General features: G+C 68.8%; 14 protein-coding genes. 2 read left to right on the top strand and 12 right to left on the bottom strand.

The features are described 5' to 3' along the window. Position 1: 1 nt before the first annotated feature. The 8 genes from hisH to ACP96_RS09680 all read right to left on the bottom strand — a co-directional run bounded on the left by hisH (position 2) and on the right by ACP96_RS09680 (position 7,262). Positions 2–661 (bottom strand): imidazole glycerol phosphate synthase subunit HisH, encoded by a 660-nt coding sequence (gene hisH / locus ACP96_RS09715; RefSeq protein ID WP_050033166.1) that lies wholly within the window; start codon positions 659–661, stop codon positions 2–4. A 120-nt stretch (positions 662–781) separates the two neighbouring features. Beyond that, a complete protein-coding gene (phnE, locus tag ACP96_RS09710; RefSeq protein WP_050026975.1) occupies positions 782–1,870 on the bottom strand; it encodes a phosphonate ABC transporter, permease protein PhnE in 1,089 nt (362 codons plus the stop codon). A gap of 22 nt (positions 1,871–1,892) precedes the next feature. After that, complete coding sequence (locus ACP96_RS09705) at positions 1,893–2,678, bottom strand: phosphonate ABC transporter ATP-binding protein (protein ID WP_050033165.1); 786 nt, start codon at positions 2,676–2,678, stop codon at positions 1,893–1,895. A gap of 28 nt (positions 2,679–2,706) precedes the next feature. Next, complete coding sequence (locus ACP96_RS09700; RefSeq protein ID WP_050033164.1) at positions 2,707–3,843, bottom strand: PhnD/SsuA/transferrin family substrate-binding protein; 1,137 nt, start codon at positions 3,841–3,843, stop codon at positions 2,707–2,709. Positions 3,844–3,945: 102 nt separating this feature from the next. Then, on the bottom strand, positions 3,946–4,560 hold the full coding sequence (locus tag ACP96_RS09695; protein WP_050033163.1) for a uracil-DNA glycosylase: 615 nt from the start codon (positions 4,558–4,560) through the stop codon (positions 3,946–3,948). 415 nt (positions 4,561–4,975) lie between these two features. Beyond that, entirely contained in the window at positions 4,976–6,418 is a 1,443-nt protein-coding gene (locus ACP96_RS09690; protein ID WP_050033162.1) for a glycerate kinase type-2 family protein, read from the bottom strand. 69 nt (positions 6,419–6,487) lie between these two features. Continuing rightward, positions 6,488–7,075 carry an endonuclease dU gene (locus ACP96_RS09685; RefSeq protein ID WP_050033161.1) on the bottom strand — a complete coding sequence of 196 codons (588 nt, stop codon included), beginning with the start codon at positions 7,073–7,075 and terminating at the stop codon, positions 6,488–6,490. A 4-nt stretch (positions 7,076–7,079) separates the two neighbouring features. Beyond that, positions 7,080–7,262 carry a DUF5786 family protein gene (locus tag ACP96_RS09680; protein ID WP_050025766.1) on the bottom strand — a complete coding sequence of 61 codons (183 nt, stop codon included), beginning with the start codon at positions 7,260–7,262 and terminating at the stop codon, positions 7,080–7,082. Positions 7,263–7,384: 122 nt separating this feature from the next. On the opposite strand from ACP96_RS09680, the gene ACP96_RS09675 reads away from it, so the two are divergent. Beyond that, positions 7,385–8,026, top strand: coding sequence for an MBL fold metallo-hydrolase (locus ACP96_RS09675; RefSeq protein ID WP_050033160.1), 642 nt, complete (start codon positions 7,385–7,387; stop codon positions 8,024–8,026). A gap of 422 nt (positions 8,027–8,448) precedes the next feature. On the opposite strand, the gene ACP96_RS09670 is transcribed toward ACP96_RS09675, so the two are convergent. From ACP96_RS09670 to ACP96_RS09655, 4 genes are all read right to left on the bottom strand, one after another. Next, a complete protein-coding gene (locus ACP96_RS09670; RefSeq protein ID WP_202593937.1) occupies positions 8,449–11,367 on the bottom strand; it encodes a DEAD/DEAH box helicase in 2,919 nt (972 codons plus the stop codon). Between the two features lie 107 nt (positions 11,368–11,474). Further along, positions 11,475–14,093, bottom strand: a complete 2,619-nt coding sequence (locus tag ACP96_RS09665; protein ID WP_050033159.1) for a PAS domain-containing protein — start codon at positions 14,091–14,093, stop codon at positions 11,475–11,477. A 209-nt stretch (positions 14,094–14,302) separates the two neighbouring features. Beyond that, on the bottom strand, positions 14,303–16,987 hold the full coding sequence (gene leuS, locus ACP96_RS09660) for a leucine--tRNA ligase (RefSeq protein WP_050033158.1): 2,685 nt from the start codon (positions 16,985–16,987) through the stop codon (positions 14,303–14,305). A gap of 111 nt (positions 16,988–17,098) precedes the next feature. Beyond that, positions 17,099–19,348: a hypothetical protein gene (locus tag ACP96_RS09655; RefSeq protein WP_050033157.1), complete on the bottom strand. Its 2,250-nt coding sequence runs from the start codon at positions 19,346–19,348 to the stop codon at positions 17,099–17,101. A gap of 187 nt (positions 19,349–19,535) precedes the next feature. On the opposite strand from ACP96_RS09655, the gene ACP96_RS09650 reads away from it, so the two are divergent. Further along, on the top strand, positions 19,536–19,949 hold the full coding sequence (locus ACP96_RS09650) for a hypothetical protein (RefSeq protein ID WP_050033156.1): 414 nt from the start codon (positions 19,536–19,538) through the stop codon (positions 19,947–19,949). The last annotated feature ends 3 nt before the right edge of the window (positions 19,950–19,952 follow it).

The following is a 19,952-nucleotide window of genomic DNA, read 5'->3' as shown; positions in this document are numbered from 1 at the left end:
CCTACCGGTCCGCGCAGTACTCGACGAAGTTCCGGAGGATGCGGAGCCCCGTCTCCCCGCTCTTCTCGGGGTGGAACTGCGTGCCGAACACGTTGCCGGCCTCGTTGGCGACGACCGCCGGAAAGTCGACGCCGTAGTCCGCGGTGGCGACGACCGCGTTCGGGTCGGCGGGCTCGGCGTAGTAGGAGTGGACGAAGTAGGCGTACTCCCCGTCTACGCCCTCGACCAGCGGGTGGTCGCGCTCGACTTCCAGCTCGTTCCACCCCATGTGCGGGACCTTGCGGTCCACGTCGAACCGGACGTTGGTGCCGGGGATCAGATCGAGGCCGGTCACCTCGCCTTCCCCCTCGTGGTCGGCCTCCTCGCTGGAGGTGAGGAGCATCTGCATCCCGAGACAGATCCCGAAGAGGGGACGGCCGGCGTCGGCGTGGTCGGTCAGCGCCTCGCGCAGGGGACCGGCGTTCTCCATCCCTTCGCGGAACGCGCCGACGCCCGGGAGGACGACGCCGTCGGCGGCCGCGAACGCCTCGGGGTCGTCGGTGATCTCAACCGACGCGCCCGCGCGCTCTAACCCGCGGGTCGCGGACCGGAGGTTCCCGAGGCCGTAGTCGACCAGAACCACGTCCGCCAGCGTCTCCGCGGGCGGTTCGAAGGTGCTCATACGTCCCCTCCGAGGGGGACGGAAAAGTCGGTTTCCCTTGTGGCAGTTCGGTGGACGGCCGTCCACTCCGACGCCGCGGTCCGCCTCAAGCGGGACGCGGCCGGCGGTGGGCGGCAGCGTTCACTTCATCGCCGACTCCATCATCCGGCGCGGGAAGCCGGTAACGAGCTCCCAGATACTCATCTCCACGTCGTCAGAGCGCAGCCGCGACCGGAGCCGCTGGCTGAACAGCTCAACGGAGATGATGAGCAGGAAGATGGCGATCAGCGTCGCCATCATCTCGGTGAACCGCAGCAGGTTCTGCTGCGAGGTGAGGACGTAACCGAGCCCCCCGGCGCCGATGACGCCGACGGTGACGGCGGCGCGGACGTTGATCTCGAAGATGTACAACGTCCACGCGATGAACCCGGTCCGGACCTGACTCAGCATGCCGAAGAAGACGATCTGCGGCTTGCTCGCCCCGGTCGTGCGCATCGCCTCGATCGGCCCGTCCTCGATCTCCTCGAGCTCGTCGACGAACAGCCGGCCGAGGTTCCCGATCGTGTCGAACGCGATCGCGATCGCGGCGGAGGCGGGACCGAGCCCGAGGAACGGGATGAAGATGAGCGTCCAGATGATCGCGGGAATGGCCCGGATGAAGGACATCGTCCCGCGGAAGATGAAGTTGAACGGGAACGGAGTGACGCGCTCGGATCCGAGCGTCCCGAAGATCAGCGCGAACGGGAACCCGAGGATCGTCCCGACGAAGCCCATCGCGAGCGTGATGCCGGCCTCCCCGAATATCTGGAAGATCCCGAGCTCCTGGAAGAAGAACGCGTAGATGTCCACCGGATTCGGGGGGAACTGGAACAGCAGCCCGCCGATCTCGGGGTCGTACAGCAGGTTCTCCTGTCTGATGAACCCGACGTACTGGCCGATGTCGAGGAACGGGATCACGCCGAAGTGGTCGGTGATCGGGAAGAACCCGGTCAACGACTCGGTGAACGTCTCGAGGCGCGCGTCGGGGTTCAAAAGCTCCGTCGCGGCGAACGCCTGCAGCGTCGTGAACGCGAGGAAGGCCGCGAGCCCGAGCCACCCGAGCGCCCGACGGCGACGGGTCTGTTTGATGTTCTCGAACTGTTCGGCGATGCGGTCCGGAACGTCGGCGGCGTCGTCGACGCCGACCGCCTCCGAGCGCGTCCCGTCTGAATCCGTGGTTTCTGTTGTCACTCGTAGATCAGCTCCGTTCTCGTCACGTCGTCACGACCTCGTCGGTCGCGCCGCTACCGTCACCGTCGTCGCGGACGAACATCCCTTTGGTGTCGATGTCGCCGTAGAGGTCGTCGATGACGTCGATCGTCAGGTCGTCTCGGTACCCGTCGAACACCTTCTCGCCGTCCCTGAGACCGATGAACCGGTGTCCGAACTTCCGGGCGATGTTCACCTGATGGAGGCTACAGAACGTCGTCAGATCGCGGTCGTCGGAGGCGGTCCGGAGGTAGTCCATCACGCTCTGTGCGCTGCCAGGGTCGAGGCTCGCGACCGGCTCGTCGGCGAGTAAGACGTTCGGCTGCTGGACGAGCGCGCGGGCGATCCCGACGCGCTGCTGTTGGCCGCCGCTCATGCTCCGCGCCTTCTGTTCGGCCTCGTCCAAGAGGCCGACCGTATCGAGCGCGTCGAGGGCGCGGTGTTTCTCCTCGGTATCCTGAAGCTGCAGCACGCTGGAGACGAATCCCGATCGGTGGACGCCGCCGGAGAGCGAGTTCGAGTACGCCGTCATGTCGCCGATGATGTTGTGCTGCTGGAAGATCATCGCGACGGACGGGCGCGGCTCGATCATGGGCTCGCCGTCGATCCGGATCTCGCCCTCGGTGGGCGAGAGCAGCCCGCTCAGCGTCCGGAGCAGCGTCGACTTCCCGGACCCGGAGACCCCGAGCACGATGACGAACTCTCCGGCGGGGACCTCGAAGGACACGTCGTCGAGCGCGACTGTGTCGCCAAACCGTTTCGTGAGACCGTCTACTTCGATGTAAGTCATAAAGAAGGCGTGTGAATGGCCGCCCGATCTACAGCTGGCTCCACTCCAGGCCGAGCTCCTGACCGAGCTCCGCGACGGGGTCGTAGTCCTCGACGCTCGCCTCGACGACGCCGCTGAACCAGAGCGAGTGGGCCTCGACCAAGTCCAGATCGGCCTGCTGGTCCTCGTTGAGTTCGGACTCGTCCATGTCGAGGATCGCGGGATCGACGTTGAGCGCCTCGGCGATGTCCGCCTGCGACTCGTGTTCGAACGCCTCCTGTGGCGCGTCGATCATCAGCTGACGGAGGTCGTCTTTGAGCGACTCCTCCCACGCGGCGTTGCTCACGATCGGCGCACGCGGGATCGGGTCGGAGACCGCGAGGAGCTGGAGTTCGGGGTCGCTTTCGCCGGCGCCCTCGTACTCGGCAGAGATGTCGACGAAATCCTGCGACATCTCGTCGAACTGCTCCTGCGGGACGTGCGCCGCGGTGGAGAACGCGCCCGTCCCGGCGGCCGCGATCCGGTCGTCCTGAATCAGCTGTTCGCGGGCCGTGGTGTGGTCGGAGGTCCGGAGTTCGAAGTCCTCGGGCGAGCCGGAGGGGGCGCTCCCGATGTCGAGCCCGGCGTTGCTGAGCATGTACAGCGGAAACAGCGTCCCGGAGACGGAGGTCGGCGCGGCCGACGCGACGACCTCGCCCTCCAGGTCCGAGAGCGACTCGATGCCGCTGTCGGTCGTCGTCGTGATGAGCGAGAAGTACTGCTCCGCGCCGTACGCCACCCGCATCCCCGTCACGTCGAGCTCGCCGGGGATCTGCGCGACCGCGCCCGGAGACACGTCCGCGAAGAGCCGGTCTCCCTCCGCGGCGCGTCGGAGCTCCTGTGCGGTGCCGGAGTAGCTCGCGGTCGGCTGTTCGACAATCTCCACGTCGAGCTCGGACTCGAGGTACTCGAACAGCGGCTGGTACTGCACCTGGATGTCGATCTCCTCCTCCGCGGGGTTCAGCACCCACGTGACCTCCGTCACGGAGTTCTCGGAGTCGCCCGCGGTGCCGCCGTCCGAACCGTCGCTCCCGTCCCCGCCCTCCCCGCCGCTGCCGTCGGAACAGCCGGCGAGCCCGACCACGCCGGCCGCGCCGGCCGTTTTGACAAATTTACGCCGATTCGCCGACCACCTGTTGTCGGACATACGGTTGTGCGTTCGACTCGCATGGTATATTATTTTCTATGTTTCATACCCAGAGCTACTGTGACGGACGTTCGCACGAGTTTTCACGGCAATCCGTTCGTTTCAGAACTCTCCCAGCCGCGACTGTCCGTCCGTCCCGTCGCCGACGGCCCCGCTCAGTTCGCCCGCCCGCGCGATGGTCTCGAAGAACCCGTCGCGCTGGCTCCGGTCGTATAGCGTCGCCGCCGGGTGGACTGACAGCAGCACGCGCCGGGACGCCCCCGCGATCCGCGCGTCGACGACCTCGCCCGACTCCGCGGTGATCGCCACGGACCGGTCGAGCAGGTGTTCGCTCGGTACCTTCCCGAGGGTGACGATCAAGTCGGGGTCGAGTCGGTCGATCTCGGCGTCGAGGTGGCCGCGGCAGTTCGACAGCTCCTCGGTCGTCGGGTCTCTGTTGTCCGGCGGGCGGCACCGCACGCAGTTGGTGATCCGCACGTCCGCCCGCGCGAGCCCGGCGTCGCGGAGCGCGTCGTCGAGCACGTCGCCCGACCGCCCCACGAAGGGCTCGCCCTCCTCGTCCTCCTGTGCGCCCGGTCCCTCACCGACGAACAGCAGGTCCGCGTCGGTCGGGCCGACGCCGTCGACGATCCGGCTCCGCGACTCGACGAGCGCCGGACAGCGCTCGCAGGACGGCACTCGGAGGTCCCCGTCGAGCGCGTCCCCGTTCTCGGTCATGGATCGAGGTGTGGTCGGGGCCGACATAAGTCCGTCCGCCTCGCGACGACGGTTCGCTTTGACGGCGTCTCGATCGTGTGACCGGTGTCAGCCATTTATAAGCGGTTGCCGGCGGATCGGCGTCGAACACCTCCAAAGCCCCAGCCGGCGAGGCGGGGCGCACGCTCGCTGCGGTCCTCGGTCGTTCGCTTCGCTCACTCTCTGCGGTCCTTACGTTGCCTGCGCCCCGCCTCGCCGGCTACCCCTTTGAGTCCCACCCACAGCACCGCAACCGCGCCTCACGCCTCCCCAGCCTCGTCGGTCGCCCTCGCGTTGCTTCGGGCGACCGACTCCCTCGCACCGGCGGCTCGCGGCCCACTGGGCCGCGAGCCGGCGCGCGCCACCGCAGTTTCATTTATAAAGTACGTCCCTCCTCTCAGCCCCGCTTCTCTACCACGATCGCTCGCAGGTCGTTGACGTTCGTCCCGGTCGGACCGGTCCGCAGGAGCGCGCTCGCGTCGTCGAGGAGCGGGTACGCGTCGTGGCGGTCGAGGGCGTCGCGAGCGGCGTCGGGGTCGAGCGTCGTCGCGTCCGCGATGGCTCCGGCGGCGTCGGTCGGGCCGTCGATCCCGTCGGTGTCGACGCTCGCGACGACCACTCGGGGGGCGCCCTCGCCGTCGCCGCCCGCGTCCCCGTCCACGTCGCCCACCGGCCCCTCTGCGAGCGCCAAGCCCGCACTCGCGGCGAACTCCGCGTTCGGGCCGCCGGTTCCCGGCTCCGCCGCGTCCGAGAGCGTCACGGTCGTCTCGCCGCCCGAGAGCAGCACGGCCGGCGGCTCGACCGGCGACCCGCGGGCGGCACACTCCTCGGCGATCGCGGCGTGGGTCGTCCCGCCCTCGCGCGCCTTGCCTCGGATGCTCGCGGAGAGCACCAGCGGCTCGTACCCCCGGTCCGCCGCGGCGCTCGCGGCCGCGTCCAGCGCGGTCCGCCCGTTCCCGACGACGAACGCCGCGCTCCGGTCGAACGCCGGATCGCCCGCGGTCGGCGTCTCCGGAAGCTCCTCGTTGACGCCCGCCGAGAGTCGCTCGCGCACGCTGGCGGGAACGTCGAGGTCGTACCGGTCGAAGACCGCCAGCGCGTCGGCGTACGTCGAGGGGTCAGGGACGGTCGGCCCGCTCGCGATCACGTCGAGCGGGTCGCCGATCACGTCGCTGACCGCGAGCGTGACGGTCGTCGCGGGGGCGGCCGCGCGCGCCAGTTGTCCGCCTTTCACCGCCGAGCAGTGCTTCCGGACCGCGTTGATCTCGTCGATCGACGCCCCCGACGCGAGTAGCTCCGAGGTGAGCGCGCGGAGGTCGTCGACCGAGATCGGGTCCGCGGGCGCGGCCAGCAGCGCGCTCCCCCCGCCGGTGATGACCGCGAGCACGAGGTCGTTGGGGGCGGCGCGCTCGGCCGCGTCGAGGACTCGCCGAGCGCTCTCGACGCCCCGTTCGCTCGGGAGCGGATGGTCGCCGGGGAGGACCTCGACGCCCGCCGTCGACGGTCGAGTCTCGAGGTTCTCGGTGACGACGACCCCCTCGGAGATCTCGTGGCTGCCGTTCTTGAGAACTCCGGCGAGCGCGGCGGCGACCTCGGCGGTCGCCTTCCCCGCGCCGAGGAGGACCACCCGGTCGTACGCGTCGAGATCGTACTCGCCGACCCCGCCGTCGGCGTCCTCGATCCAGAGGGTTCCGTCTTGGACCGAGACGACGTCGCGGATCAGCCGCTCCGGGAGCGCGGCCTCGATCCCGGCCGCGAGGCAGTCGAGGGCCGTCTCGTGCGCCGGTGTCCGGGCGAGCGGGTCGCGGTCGCGGAACGTCACGCGGCGGTCGTCGCTCATAGCGGTGGCTCGCGGCGGAGCGACATATATCCGGCGCGGGACTCGCACATTCGAAAGCGAGGACAGCAGCTATGCCTCCGCGGTCGCCTCTCGATGGGCGCTCGCAGCGATCGCGGCGATCCGGAGCGGCTCCGGGCGGCGGAACCCCTCGCGGACCAGCCCGCGGACCGCGGCGGCGGCCTCGTCGGCGTCGATCCCGACCGCGCGGACGAACAGCGGTTCGGCGGTGTCGCTCGCGGCCGAATCGGACTCGTCGCGTTCCACCCGAATTCGGGGCGGGAGGGATCGGTAAGTCCCGAGCCGCCGCGAGAGCGCCTCGCCGTCGAACGCCTCGCGGAGCGCCGGTTCGAGTCCGGGGCTCTCCTCGTAGCTCACGGCGTACACCGGTCGGTCGAGGGCGTCGTGCAACCGCGACAGGTCAAGGAGATTGAACCACGCCGGCGCGACCCCCGCGACGGCGACGTGACGCACGTCCTCGCGGCCGAGCCGGTCGAAGAGCGCGATCGCGGCGTCGGTCGCGTCGAGCCCGCCGACCGTGCAGGTCTCGAACCCCAGTCCGTCGAGGGTGCCGTCGTCTCTGACGACGGCCCCGGCTAGGCGGCCGGTTCGGTCGCCGTCTGAGAACGCGATACCGAGCGTCCGGCTCGGCGGCGTCACCCGATTACGTCTCCTCGGACTTGATGTCCTGGAGTCGGTCGAGCAGCTCGTCGTTCGACGCGCCGGGCTCGTAATCGACTGACCCCTCGTGTACCTCTTCTGCCGCCTGGACTCCGTCGTCGTCGTCGAAATCCGCATCCAGGTCTTGGTTCTCCTGTTCGGATTCATCGTAGCTTCCGAAGCCCATATGTGAGTGTAACTAACACGCCGCGACGGATAAATCCCCGGGCGCTCGGGGGTGAGAGGTTCCGGCGGGCTCGTCTCCGCGGGACTGCACGCTTTTACCCATTCGGCGCTCTTCGTGCGCGTATGGAGCCGATCACCGTCACCGCGGACGCGGAGGAGTTCACCTGTAACGCGTACCTCGTGCCCGGCGAGGCGACGACCCTCGTCGACGCCGGCACGATGCCGGGCGTCGAGGACGTGATCGCCGACGCGCTCGACGAGGCGGGCGTCGAGGGACTCGACCGGGTCGTATTGACTCACCAACATTACGACCACGTCGAGGAGCTCGATGCGGTGCTCGACCGCTTCGACGCGACGGTCTACGCGAACGCCGCCCATCCGCGACGCGACGTGGCGATCGTCGACGGCGACGAGATCCTCGTCGGCGACGAGCCCTGCGAGGTCGTCGAAACGCCCGGTCACGCCGACGACCACGTCTCGCTCGTGGGCGACGAGCGGCTCTACTCCGGCGACGTGGTCGTCTACAACGACGGCGCGTTCGACGACGGCTCGTTCGGGCGCACCGACATGGCGGGCCAGTCGCGCGAGGTGCTGATCGAGAGCCTGCACGCGATCCTCGACCGACTTCCGGACACCGTGGCGGCGATGTACCCCGGTCACGGCGACGTGTACCACGCGAGCGACAGCCACGACACGGTCCGGGAGGTCGTCGAGCGCGCGACCGAGCGCGCCGAGCGCCGCGAGCCGAAATACCCGGACGAGTAGCGGGCGAATCGGCCGAACAGCGTCTGCGACTACTTATAAGGAACGTGTGGTGGCGCGCGCCTCCGAGCGCCCCAAGGGCGCGAGGAGCCCGCGCGAGGGAGTCGGTGGTCCGGAGCGAAGCGGAGGACCACCGACGAGGCTGGGGAGGCGTGAGGCGCGGTTGCGGTGCTGTGGGTGGGACTCAAAGGGGCAGCCGCGAGGACGAAGCACGGCGACGCAAGGACCGGAAGGAGCGAGTGGAACGAGAGACTGAGGACCGCAGCGAGCCGCGCGAGTCCTCGTGGCTGGGGCTTTGGAGGTGGTTACCGTCGATCTGCCGTCAGCAACTGTTTATAAGTGAGCGGCTGAGTCTTTGGCGGCGATCACCGTGTCGTCGACGACGACAGCCGATAAACAACTGACCGAATCGTGCGAGTCCCGATCTAGTCCCAGAACGATTGCGTCCGCGCGTACTCGCGCTCCTGCCGGAGCACGTCGCGGTAGAACTCGTCTTCGTCCTCGCGCAGCTTGTTGATGATCCGCGCGGCGTTGTGCGGCCCGACGCCCCGCGCCGCTAACGCGATCACGGCCCGTTTCCCGTGGGTCTGGACGAGGCTCGCCGCTCGATGTGCCCGTTCCGTCCGCCGCTCCTGCTCCTCGTCCTTCTCGGTCGCCCGGACCGCCGCAATCGTCTCGTCGTCCCACGGGTTCAGCGCGGCGATCCGCGTCGAGCCGCAGTCGGGGCACTCCGGCTGGTCGGGGACGCGCCGCACCTTCGTCGTGCGCCGCCAGTCGGCGCAGTGGAGACAGAAGAGGATGACGCGGTCGTTCCGGATGCGCTCGCGGATCGTCTCGATCACGTCGGCGTCGGCGTTCTCGGGGACGAGGAACTCGGTACCGGAGGACCGCCCGGCGGTCCCCAGCGGCGTGCGCTCGCGGGCGATCTCGACCGCGAGCGACCCGTCCTGCACCTCTCTCAGCACCTCGGCCGTCTCCCCGACCGCGAGGTCGGCGTGGAACACCTCGCGGAGCGCCTCGTCGTAGACGGGGGTGCCCTCCAGCGCCGCGAGCAGGCGGTCGCCGCCGAACCGCCCCCGTCCCTCGCGGTAGCGCTTGACCGAACCGAACTTCGCGGCGACCTGCGCGAGCGTGAACTTGAGCGCGTCGGAGTTCTTCAGGGCGAGTTCGAGGTACGCCTCCAGTCGGTCCGGGTCGGTCGTTTCCAGTACCTCGCGGAACGTGCCGGGGTCAACGTCGTGGGGCACCTCGAACTCGATCCGGTACGGGTCCACGTCCATCCCGATCGACGAGCCCGCGCGCTGGCCCACGAGCGCCGCGAGCAGGCGCGCGAGCGTCTCGTTGACCTCGTGCCCGAAGGCGGCGTTGACCGCGACGGTCCGCGCGCTCCCCTCGATCACGACCCGGCGGTCCGTGGGGACCGGGTGCCCGGCGTCGACGTGGTCGACGACCGGCTTCAGCGCGGCCGCGATCGTCCCCTGGTCGGCGGGATACCGTTCCGCGAGGTCGCCGGCGACCGCCTCGGGCGTCGAGCCCGCCGAGAGGGCCTCCGCGACCTCGCCGCGAAGTCTCCCCACTTCCTCGGCGACGGGCTTCGGGACGGGAATCTCCTGGCCGATCCACGAGGGCACCTCGCCCGCGGGGTCGGCGATGGGGGTGACGTTCACCTGCTCCTCCTCCTCGTCGACCTCGGTGATGCGCCACATCTCGCCGCGCTGGATGAACGTCTCCCCGGGTCCGGCGAAGTTGACGACGAACCGCTCGTCTAAGGTCCCGATCCCCCGCCGCGAGGACATGTCGTACACCTCGTAGGTGGACTCGTCGGGGATCATCGAGAGGTTCGCGTAGAAGTACTGCCACGTGCCGCCCGACTTCTCTAAGGTGTCCGACTCCTCGTCGAGCCACAGCAGGCGGTTGCCGTCGAGTTCGCGGACGATCTCCTGAAACGTGGGCTCGGAGAGGTCCGCGAACGGGTACGCGTTCGTGACGGTCTCATACGCCTCGCGGGCGTGCACGTCGCCCTCGTCCATCACGACCCCGACGATTTGGTTCGCGACGGTGTCGAGGCTGCCGTGGTGGATCGCGGCCGGCTCCACGAGTCCGGCGCCGGCGCGCCGCGCGATCGCCAGCGCTTCGAGCGTGTCGTCGCCGCCCTGCGTCACGACGGTCCCCTCCGACACGAGGTCGCGGCGGTGGCCCGCGCGCCCGACGCGCTGGAGCAGGCGGGCGACCTCACGCGGGCTCCCGTACTGCACCACGTGGTCGACGCGCCCCACGTCGATCCCGAGCTCCATCGAGGAGGTGCACACGAGCCCGTCGAGGTCGCCCGCCTTGAACCGGTCCTCCACGTCGATTCGCACGTCCTTCGAGAGCGAGCCGTGATGGACCTCGATCTCGGTGGGGTCGTCGATATCTCCGGTATCCGCCTCCCGCTCCGCGAGCGTCTTGAACCGCGATCCGAGTGCCTCCGCCGTCTGTCGCGTGTTGACGAAGATCAGCGTCGAGTCGTGGTCGGCGACGATCTCCCGGATCGTCCGGACGTGGCTCGCGGTCGTCTCGTCGACCGCCAGCTCCCCGGCGAGGGTCGTGTCGCGGTCCGCAATCGGCGGGTCGAGCACCCGCACGTCGGTCCGGGCCCCGGCCGCGACCTCGACGATCTCGAACTCGCGGTCGCCCTCGCGGTTCGGATCGCGCTTGCCCGAACCGACGAGGAACTTCCCGACCTCTTCCGGGGCCCCCACCGTGGCCGAGAGCCCCACCCGCTGGAAGGGGCCGGCCACGCGGCGGAGGCGTTCGAGCCCGATCGTCAACTGGGCGCCGCGTTTCGCCGAGGCGAGTTCGTGGACCTCGTCGATCACGACGTGTGCGACGTCTTCGAGGGCGATCCGCATCTTCGAGCCCGTCAAAATCGCTTGCAGGCTCTCCGGCGTCGTGATCAGCACGTCCGGCGGGTCGTCGGCCTGCTTGCTTCGTTCGTACTGCGTGGTGTCACCGTGGCGCACCGCGACCTCCACGTCGAGGCGGTCGCCCCACCACTCCAGCCGGTCCATCATGTCGCGGTTGAGCGCGCGGAGCGGCGTGATGTAGAGCGCGGAGATGCCCTCGCGGGGCTGGTCGCCCGGAGCGCTCCGGGCGTCGACGATCGCGTCGAAGACGGGGAGCATCGCCGTCTCCGTCTTTCCGGTCCCGGTCGGGGCGAGCACGAGCGCGTTCTTCCCGTCGGCCAGCGGCGGGATCGCCTCGCGCTGCGGCTCGGTAGGGGTGGAAAAGCCCTGCTCGGAGAGCGCCTCGCGGACCTCGCTCCCGAGGTGCGCGAACGCGTCCATGCCCGACGGTTCCGCCATTATGTGATCGTCGGAGGTTGGGCGCTCAGGCGATTAAGGCCGTCGCTGCGTGAGATCCGTGCGAGGGCGGCCGCTGTCTCGTCGGCGTTGCAAGCGCCCGCACGGGATCAGTCGGCGAGGGGCAGTTCGACGACGAACACGCTGCCCGTCGGCTCGTTGTCTTCAACCCATACGTCGCCGCCGTACTTGTCGACGAGCGTCTTGACGAGGTAGAGCCCGATTCCCGTCCCACCGCTCTCGAGGCCCTTCTCGCCTTCCAGGAATATCTGTTCTTTGTGTTTATCCTCGATACCGGGGCCGTTGTCGGCGATCGACACGCGCACCGCGTCGTCCACGACCCGCGCCGAAACCGCGATTTCGGCCACGTCCTCGTTGTTGTGGACCACCGCGTTCGTCAGCAGGTTCCGGAACACCGACTCCAACAGGTCGTCCGCCAACACCGCCACGTCGGGGATCGGCCCCTCGACGGAGACCGTCGCCCGGTCCTGATCCGAGCGAACCCGCTCGATCTGCTCGGTGAGCTCGTCGCGGAGGCGCATCGGGGTCCGGTCGCTGCCGACCTGTAGCAGCACGTCGGTAACGTCTTTGGCCGTCTCCGTGATCTCGGCCGCCTGCTTCGCCGCCTCGATGACCGTCCGCGCGTACGTTCGACTCTGATCGTCTGGGAGCGAGTCTTCGAGCAGCTCGGTGTACGACTCCACGACCATCAGCTGGTTCCGGATGTCGTGGCGAACGACCTGGTTGAGTAGGGTGAGGCTGTCCCGCTGCTGTTCGAGCGTCCGCTCGTACTCCTTGAGTTCGGTCACGTCGCGGGCGTATCCCAGAACGGCGTCTTCCCCCGTTTCCGGCATCTTGTAGGGAATTTTCACCGTCTGCAGGATGCGCGTTTCGCCGGCCGCCGTCGTCAACGTCTCCTCGCCGATCGCCTTCGGCTCGCCCGACTCGATCACCTCCAAGTCGTCCTGACGGAACTCGGTCGAGTCCTCGGCGTCGGGGATGATCTCGCCCTCCGAGCGCCCCTCGACCTCCTCGGGCGTCTTCCCGTACGCCTCCGCGGTCGCCTCGTTGGCCAAGAGGTACTCGCCGTCGCGGTTCTTCACGAACACCAGGTCCGGCACGAGATCGATGATCTTCCGAAGCTCCTCGCGGGTCGCCTCAAGGGCGATCTCGTACTCCTTCCGCTCCGTGATGTCTTGGAACAGCCCTAACGCCCCGACGACATCCCCTGCGTCGCCGAACTGCGGGTCGCCGATCGCCCTGATCCACCGGGTCTGCCCGGACGCCGTGACGATCCGCAGTTCGAGGTCGTACGGCTCTCCCTCCTCGGTCAGTCGATCGAACGCGGTCCGGATGGCCTCCCGGTCGTCCGGGTGATAGAACTCCATGGCCTCCTCCAGCTCGACCGACTCGTCCATCGGAACCCCGTGGATGCGATACACCTCGTCGCTCCACGTGAGCGACTCGTTGACCAGATCGACCTCCCACCAGCCGATCGACGCGCTCTCTTGGGTCCGCTCGATAAGCTCTCGAGTGCGTTCCAACTCCCGTTCTCGCCGCTTTCGGTCGTCGATGTCGAGGTGGATGCCGACCGCCCGCACCGGCTCCCCGTCCGCGTCGCGCTCGACGACTTTCCCGACGTCGCGGATCCACTTCCACTCGCCGGACGCGGTACGCATCCGGTGTTCCGTGTCGTAGTACTCCGTCTCGCCCGCCATGTGCTCCGACAGCGCCGCTTCGCTCGGCTCGAGGTCGTCGGGGTGGACGCGACGCACCCACGCGTCGAGGTGCGGGTCGATCTCGTCGGGTTCGTGTCCGAGCATCCGCGCCCACTGCTCGTTGAACTCGACTTCGTCGGTGGTCATGTCCCAGTCCCAGATACCGAGTTGGGCACCCTCGACCGCGAGTTCGAGGCGGTCTTTGAGCTGCTGAAGCGCTCGCTCTCCCGCTTTCTGTTCGGTGATGTCCGTCGAGACGCCACAGACGGCCACGATCTCTCCCTCGTCGTCGTACACGGGCGACTTCCGGGTGAGGCGCACGCTTTCCCCCGCTGGAGTCGGGATCGTCTCCTCAAGTTCGATCTGCGCTCCGCTCTCGAGGACTCGTAAGTCGTCCGCCCGGGCCTGTTCCGCGATCTCCTCCGGGAAGAGGTCCTCGTCGGTCATCCCGACGGGGTCCGCGTCTACGTCGAACAGATCGCGGCACGCTTGGTTCATCAGGAGATACCGACCGTCGGCGTCCTTGAGGAACACCGCCGCCGACATCGTCTCCAACACGGTCTGGAACCGGCGGTACGTGCGCTGGTGCTCCCGCTCTCGTTCCTTTTGCTCCGTGATGTCCCGGGCGACCCCGACGATCCGCGTTATCGTTCCCCCTTCGGCGATCGGCGTCAGCTTCGTCTGCCAGTGGCTCGTGCCGCCGGGAAACGTGAGTTGCTCTTCGTACTCGATCGTTTTGCCCTGTTCAATACAGCGGCGATAGTTCTCGGCGACGACGGCACCCTGCTCGTCGCCGAGGAGTTCCCGCGGCGTCTGCCCGCGCATCGTGTCTTCGGAGAACCCCGTCTGCTGCTGGTGCGCGGTGTTGTTCTGTTGAAACGTAAACTCGTAGCCCCCGTCGGTCCGCGCGACGTCAATCAGAAAAACAGCGTCGTCGATCTCGCGAAAAATCGCCTCGTAAACCGTGTCAGATTCGCCGCCGTTGTTGTTCGAACGTGAGTTCCCATCCATTGCTTCTCTCACCGAGCAATACGTTTAGTCAGCTGATAAGAGTACGGATGCGAACGCACAAAACCCATATCCGACGAGTCGCTGGACACCCGAGAGACGTGGGGTCTGCACCGGCGGCGCGTCGCTCGCCACACGCGTGTGCGGCGGGGTCGGTACGTCACGCGGCTCCACGCTCGCGGCGTCGGACTATTTAAAAGAACCGGGAAGCGCTACTCGACGATGTCGATCGCGGGTCGACCGGGTTCCGCCTTCCGGACCACCGCGTCGTCGGTGTCTTCGGCGCGCTCGACGCGGACGGGGGCGTTGAACTCGCGCTCGATGAGCCACGAGGCCGCGCGTAGCGCGTCGTACTCCTCGTCGCCCGACAGCGTCTCCTGGAGCGCCTCGCGGTTCGCCTGCAGGTCCTGCCCGTAGGAGGCGGCGTCGTCGCCCTGCTCTCGGATGTGGTTCTCCCCCATCAGCTCCGAGATGAGGTTGTCGGCGTCGCTGCCGATCGCGATCGCCAGCGCGTCGTACTTCCAGTCGGGCGCGACGACGACGTCGATGCGCTCGGGGTCCTCGATGCCGGCGACCTCGACGATGTCGCGCACGTCCTCGCGGGTGTTCGCGACCAGCCGGCGGCGGCGTTCGACCGTCTCGCGGTCGACCGTCGCGGTCGGCCACTCGGCCTCGACGACGAACCCGTCGCGGTCCAAGGTGTCCCACAGCTCCTCGGCGAGGTGCGGGACGACCGGCGCGAGCAGGCGGACGGCCACGTCCAGTCCGCGCTCGTAGGTCTCCGGGTGCGGATCGGCGTGGCCACGGTAGCTCCGGAGCGTCCCCACGAGGTCCTGCGCCTCGCGCAACGCGACGTTGAAGGTGAGGTCGTCGTACTCCGCGCCCGCGATGGCGACCGCGGCGTCGATCTCGTCGGCGACGTAGTCGTCGATTTCATCGTGGTCGGCGGCCTCGAGGTCGCCGTCGCCGGCCAGCGCGACCTCGCCCGCGGCGTACTCCTCGACCAGATCGGTCAGCCGCGCCAGGAAGCGGTGCGTCGACTTGACGCCCTCCTCGGCCCAGTCGAAGTCGCGTTCGGGCTGGGCCGCCTGCATCATGAACAGCCGGGCCGTGTCGGCGCCGTACTCCTCAACGATACGCTGCGGGGAGACGGTGTTCCCCTTCGACTTGGACATCTTCTCGCCCTCCAGTTGGACCATCCCCTGCGCCAGCAGGTTCGTGAACGGCTCGCGGTGTTCCAGCCCCTCCTCGTCGGCCAGCACCTTGGTGACGAACCGGGAGTACAGCAGGTGCATCACGGCGTGCTCGATGCCGCCGACGTACTGGTCGACCGGCATCCAGTCGTTCGCGCGGTCCAGGTCGAAGGGCGCGTCGTCCAGTCCCGGAGAGACGTAGCGCAGGTAGTACCACGAGGAGTCGACGAACGTGTCCATCGTGTCCGTCTCGCGGGTGGCCGGTCCGCCGCACTCCGGGCAGGTCGTCTCCTTCCACTCCTCGGCGGCGTCGAGCGGGTTCCCGGTCGTGTTGATGAACTCCGGCAGCTCGACCGGCAGCTCCTCCTCGGGCACCAGCACCGAGCCGCAGTCGTCGCAGTGGACGACCGGGATCGGGGTCCCCCAGTAGCGCTGTCGGGAGATCCCCCAGTCGCGCAGCCGATACTGGGTGGTCGCCTCGGCGCTCTCGATCTCCTCAGTCAGTCGCTCGCGGGCCGTCTCGCTGTCGAGGCCGCTGTACTCGCCGGAGTCGATGACGACGCCGTCGTCGGTGAACGCCGCCTCACTCACGTCGGGCGCGTCCGGGACCGTCTCGCCGTCCCAGTCGTCGGGCTCCGGCGCGATCACGGGCTCGATGTCGACGCCCATCTTCTCGGCGAAGGCGTGGTCGCGCTCGTCGTGGCCGGGCACCGCCATCAGCGCGCCCGTCCCCACGTCCGAGAGGACGAAGTCGGCGACGAAGACGGGGATCTCCTCGCCCGTGGCCGGGTTGGTCGCGGTGAGGCCGGTCGCGACGCCGTTGGGCTCGTCGCCCTCGGGGTCGGCCTCGTGGTGGACGAACTGGTGGATATCGTCGTTCTCGGCGGCCAGCTCCTCGCTGATCGGGTGGTCCGGCGCGAGCGCGAAAAACGTCGCGCCGTGGATCGTGTCGACGCGGGTGGTGAACGCCTCCACGGGGCCGTGGCCATCGATATGGAAATCGAGCGTCGTCCCGTGCTGGCGGCCTATCCAGTTACGCTGCATCTGCCGCACGGAGTCGGGCCAGCCCTCCAGCCCGTCGATCGCGTCGATCAGCTCGTCGGCGTACTCCGTGATCTCTAAGAACCACTGGTCCAGGTCGCGGGTCTCGACGGGGGTGTCGCAGCGCCAGCACAGCTCGTCGTCGCCCTCCACCTGCTCGTCGGCGAGGACGGTCTCGCAGGAGGGACACCAGTTCACCTCGGCGTCGCGGCGCTCGACGAGCCCCGCCTCGTGGAACCGCCGGAACAGCCACTGGTTCCACTGGTAGTACTCGGGAGTGCAGGTGGTGACCTCGCGGTCCCAGTCGTAGCCGAACCCCATCGACTTCATCTGGCCTCGCATCGTGTCGATGCAGTCGAACGTCCAGTCGCGGGGGTTGGTGTCCCGCTCCTTGGCGGCGTTCTCGGCGGGGAGCCCGAACGCGTCCCACCCCATCGGGTGGAGCACGTCGTCGCCGCGCATCCGGCGGTACCGGGCGTACGCGTCCGTGATCGTGTAGTTGCGGACGTGACCCATGTGGAGCTTCCCGGACGGGTACGGATACATCCCCAGCACGTAGGTGGGGTCGTCCACCTCATCCGGCGTGCGATACACGGAGGCGTCGTCCCACGCCTCCTGCCACCGTTTCTCGACCGCGGTGTGGTCGTAAGCCTCCTGAGACATCTGCTTATATACTCGTGGAGGGGTCGGCGTCGTATAGCTTTCCATCCAGTGGTGCGGCGTGGCACACCACCTCGTGGGCGTCGGACGCGACGCCGAAAGGGGATCGTCGCCTTACAGCTTCTCGGCGTTTTGCGCCTGCTCGACGCGCCGCACTGCCTGCTCGACACGCTTGTCGGTCGCGTTCGCGAGGCCGGGCGGGAGCCCCTCTCGCGCCGCCGCGAGCCGCTCTTGGATCCGGACGATCCGATCGAGCACGTTCTCTAGTTGGCGGTTCGTCCCTTCGCCGTCGCCCTCGCGGGCGCGCTCCTCGGCTCGCTCCGCCTGGTCGACCGCGGCGGCGAGGGCGCGTTCAAGGCCGTTCACCGCGTTCGACGGGCCGCCCCCGGAGCCACCCGGCCCGTCGCCGGAGCTTCCGCCGTCATCGTCGTCGCTATCGCCGTCATCGTCGCCCCCGCCGCCGCTTTCGGCCGCGGCCGCCGCCACCTCCGCCCGCGTCTCCTCGGCGATGTCCGCCACGAACCCGGCGAGCGACGCCGCGCCGGTCTCGGGCCGATCGATCCGGATCGGTTTGCCCGTTTCAGGGGACTCTGAGTCCGGATTGACCCGGTACGCGCCGACCTCGTCGGCGGCGTCGCGCACCTCGGTCGTGTACGCGCCGCCCGCGTGGACGTACACCGCGTCGCTTCCGTCGACGGCCGAATCGTAGATCCGGCCGGCGAAGTCGTCCTCGATCGCGTTTCGGGTCACGTCGACGTCGCTCTCCGTGTCGTCGATCTCCACCTTCGTCGCGTTCTCGCGGGCGACGAGGGGGATCTCGCCGTCGACGCCGGCGGTCGTCAGAGGCTCGTCCGCGGAGACCGTCAGCTCCTCACTGTGCGGCGCCTGTCCGGCGCCGTTGACCGTGAGCCGGTGGTCGCCCTCGGGTACCCCGTTCGCGACCGCGACCCCGCCGGCGAACGTGGGGACCGCTTCGGGATCGCTCTCGATCAGGACGAACGACTCGGTGACCGCGTCGGTCGTCGTCAATCCCTCGCCGGCGGGGGCGTCGTCGCTCCCGGTCGCGCGGGTGACGCGGGCGACGACCGCGTCGAGCTCGCCGGTCGCGGCGTCGCCGAACGACTCCTCGTCGGCGATTGCGTCGTACCGCGCCGCGAGCTCCGACCGGTGGTTGCCGGCGGTCACGTCGAGCGCGGGGTTCTCGTAGCGCGGCTGCTCCCACGGGACGCCCGTGGTCGTGATGTGGCCGGCGACGGCGTCCTCGACCGCCTCCGGAACCGCGAACTCGAAGCTCAGCTGCGGGCCGGTGAACGCCGCGATCTCCTCCAGCTCGGCACTCTCGACGAGCTCGTAGCCGATCACCTCCTCGGCGGTCTCGTCCGCGACCGGGTCCTCGCGGTCGGCGTGCCTAAAGGCGATCCCCGTCTCCCGGAGCGGGAGGTCGGTCGGCGGCGAGCGCAGCGCGTCGAGCGACCGGATCGTGAGCGCGCCGTCGACAAGCGACTCGGGGGTGACCGAGGGGAGATCCGGGTGCTCGTAGATCGGCGCGCCCTCGTACTCGGGGACGACGAACGGGAGCCGCATGTCCTCGTCGCGGGGGAGCCCGTACGCGAGCGGGATCCCGAGGAGGTCCTCGACGGTGTCGATCGTCGTGTTCGTGATGTCGGCGAGCAGCCCCTCCTCGCCGACCCGCTGGAACCGGTCGTGGTTCTCGTTGACCGAGAGGGTGCTGGAATGCGAGCCGAGCTCGGAGAGGATCCGCGGGACGGCGTCGGGGTCGGGATCGAGGAACTCGTTGTTCGGCACGCTGCGGGAGTGCGAGCTGGCGACGTACAGCTGCGGGTCGCCCGTGTCGAGGTCGACGAAGACGTGGAGCACCTCCCAGTCGTGCCAGTGGAAGTTGGCGGTGAACTGGTCGAACGCGGAGTACAGCCAGAACTGGACGACCGCGAGCGGAGAGTCCTCGTACCGGACCCCGTTGTAGAAGACGGTCGGGTTCGGCGGCCCGCCCGCCTCGTCGTACCGCTCGTGGTAGCCGTCGAACGCCGCGAACCCGTCGACCACCGTCTGGCCGTCCTCCTCGGTCGCGTACGGCCGGGGATCGGTCGGGAACCACGGCTCCGCGACGTCGAAGTACAGCGTCGGCGCGAACCGGGCCGCGAGCTCGTCGAGCCGTTCCGGGTCAAGCTCGCCGGTCGCTGCGTCGCTCGGCGCCGAACCGGAGCCGGAACCGGAACAGCCCGCGACCGCGGCGCTCCCGGCCCCCGCGAGCGCGCCGAGGACGGTCCGGCGGTCGACGCCGGTTTCGGACCGGTTACCGTCGGAGTCGAACCGACCGTCGTCGGGGGCGGCGCGATCGGTCACGGGCGCACCTCCCGGTCGTCCGTGGACGGGGCGTCCGTCGAAGACCGCGGCTCCGGATGCATTTCACTAGGTCACGACCGCAACGGCGAATAAGTCTTCTGACGGACGGATCGATCTGCCGGGTGAACACAGACGGAGTGATCCGCCGGGAGAAGGTATTTGCGCCCGGACGCGCCATATCCGGTCGATGGCTCTCAAAAAGGCCCTCTACTACGGCGCGATCGGGCTCGCGATTCTGATCGGCGTCAGCGTCGTCGTCTCCGTGGTCTCGGCGATCCTGAGTCTCGCGTGGGCGATCGTCTCTGGGATCGTCTCGCTCGCCGTGTTCGTCGGCATCGTTTACGTCCTTTATAAGACCGGGGCGTGGCTGTTCGGCGGCGACGACGCGAGCGACTCGCTCGGCGGGTCGCGGTCGTCCTCCGCGTCGGCCGGCGGCGCCTCGGAGAGCCGGCAGGACCGGCTCCGCCGGCAGTACGTCGAGGGACATATCAGCGAAGACGAGTTCGAGCGTCGGATCGCGAGCGAGCTGGAGACCGAGGAACCCGACGACATCGATCGGAAGCTCGACGATATCAACCGGGAGCTGGAACGGGAGCGGTAGAGA

The organism is Halorubrum halophilum, from assembly GCF_000739595.1.
In the GTDB taxonomy this organism is placed as follows: domain Archaea; phylum Halobacteriota; class Halobacteria; order Halobacteriales; family Haloferacaceae; genus Halorubrum; species Halorubrum halophilum.
This window is presented reverse-complemented; position numbering and strand designations above follow the sequence as displayed.

Bases quoted from the DNA above. Each gene is read 5' to 3' on its own strand.
- hisH (WP_050033166.1), bottom strand. From the start codon at position 661: ATGAGCACCTTCGAACCGCCCGCGGAGACGCTGGCGGACGTGGTTCTG.
- ACP96_RS09705 (WP_050033165.1), bottom strand. From the start codon at position 2,678: ATGACTTACATCGAAGTAGACGGTCTCACGAAACGGTTTGGCGACACA.
- ACP96_RS09700 (WP_050033164.1), bottom strand. From the start codon at position 3,843: ATGTCCGACAACAGGTGGTCGGCGAATCGGCGTAAATTTGTCAAAACG.
- ACP96_RS09695 (WP_050033163.1), bottom strand. From the start codon at position 4,560: ATGACCGAGAACGGGGACGCGCTCGACGGGGACCTCCGAGTGCCGTCC.
- ACP96_RS09690 (WP_050033162.1), bottom strand. From the start codon at position 6,418: ATGAGCGACGACCGCCGCGTGACGTTCCGCGACCGCGACCCGCTCGCC.
- ACP96_RS09680 (WP_050025766.1), bottom strand. From the start codon at position 7,262: ATGGGCTTCGGAAGCTACGATGAATCCGAACAGGAGAACCAAGACCTG.
- ACP96_RS09675 (WP_050033160.1), top strand. From the start codon at position 7,385: ATGGAGCCGATCACCGTCACCGCGGACGCGGAGGAGTTCACCTGTAAC.
- ACP96_RS09670 (WP_202593937.1), bottom strand. From the start codon at position 11,367: ATGGCGGAACCGTCGGGCATGGACGCGTTCGCGCACCTCGGGAGCGAG.
- ACP96_RS09665 (WP_050033159.1), bottom strand. From the start codon at position 14,093: ATGGATGGGAACTCACGTTCGAACAACAACGGCGGCGAATCTGACACG.
- leuS (WP_050033158.1), bottom strand. From the start codon at position 16,987: ATGTCTCAGGAGGCTTACGACCACACCGCGGTCGAGAAACGGTGGCAG.
- ACP96_RS09650 (WP_050033156.1), top strand. From the start codon at position 19,536: ATGGCTCTCAAAAAGGCCCTCTACTACGGCGCGATCGGGCTCGCGATT.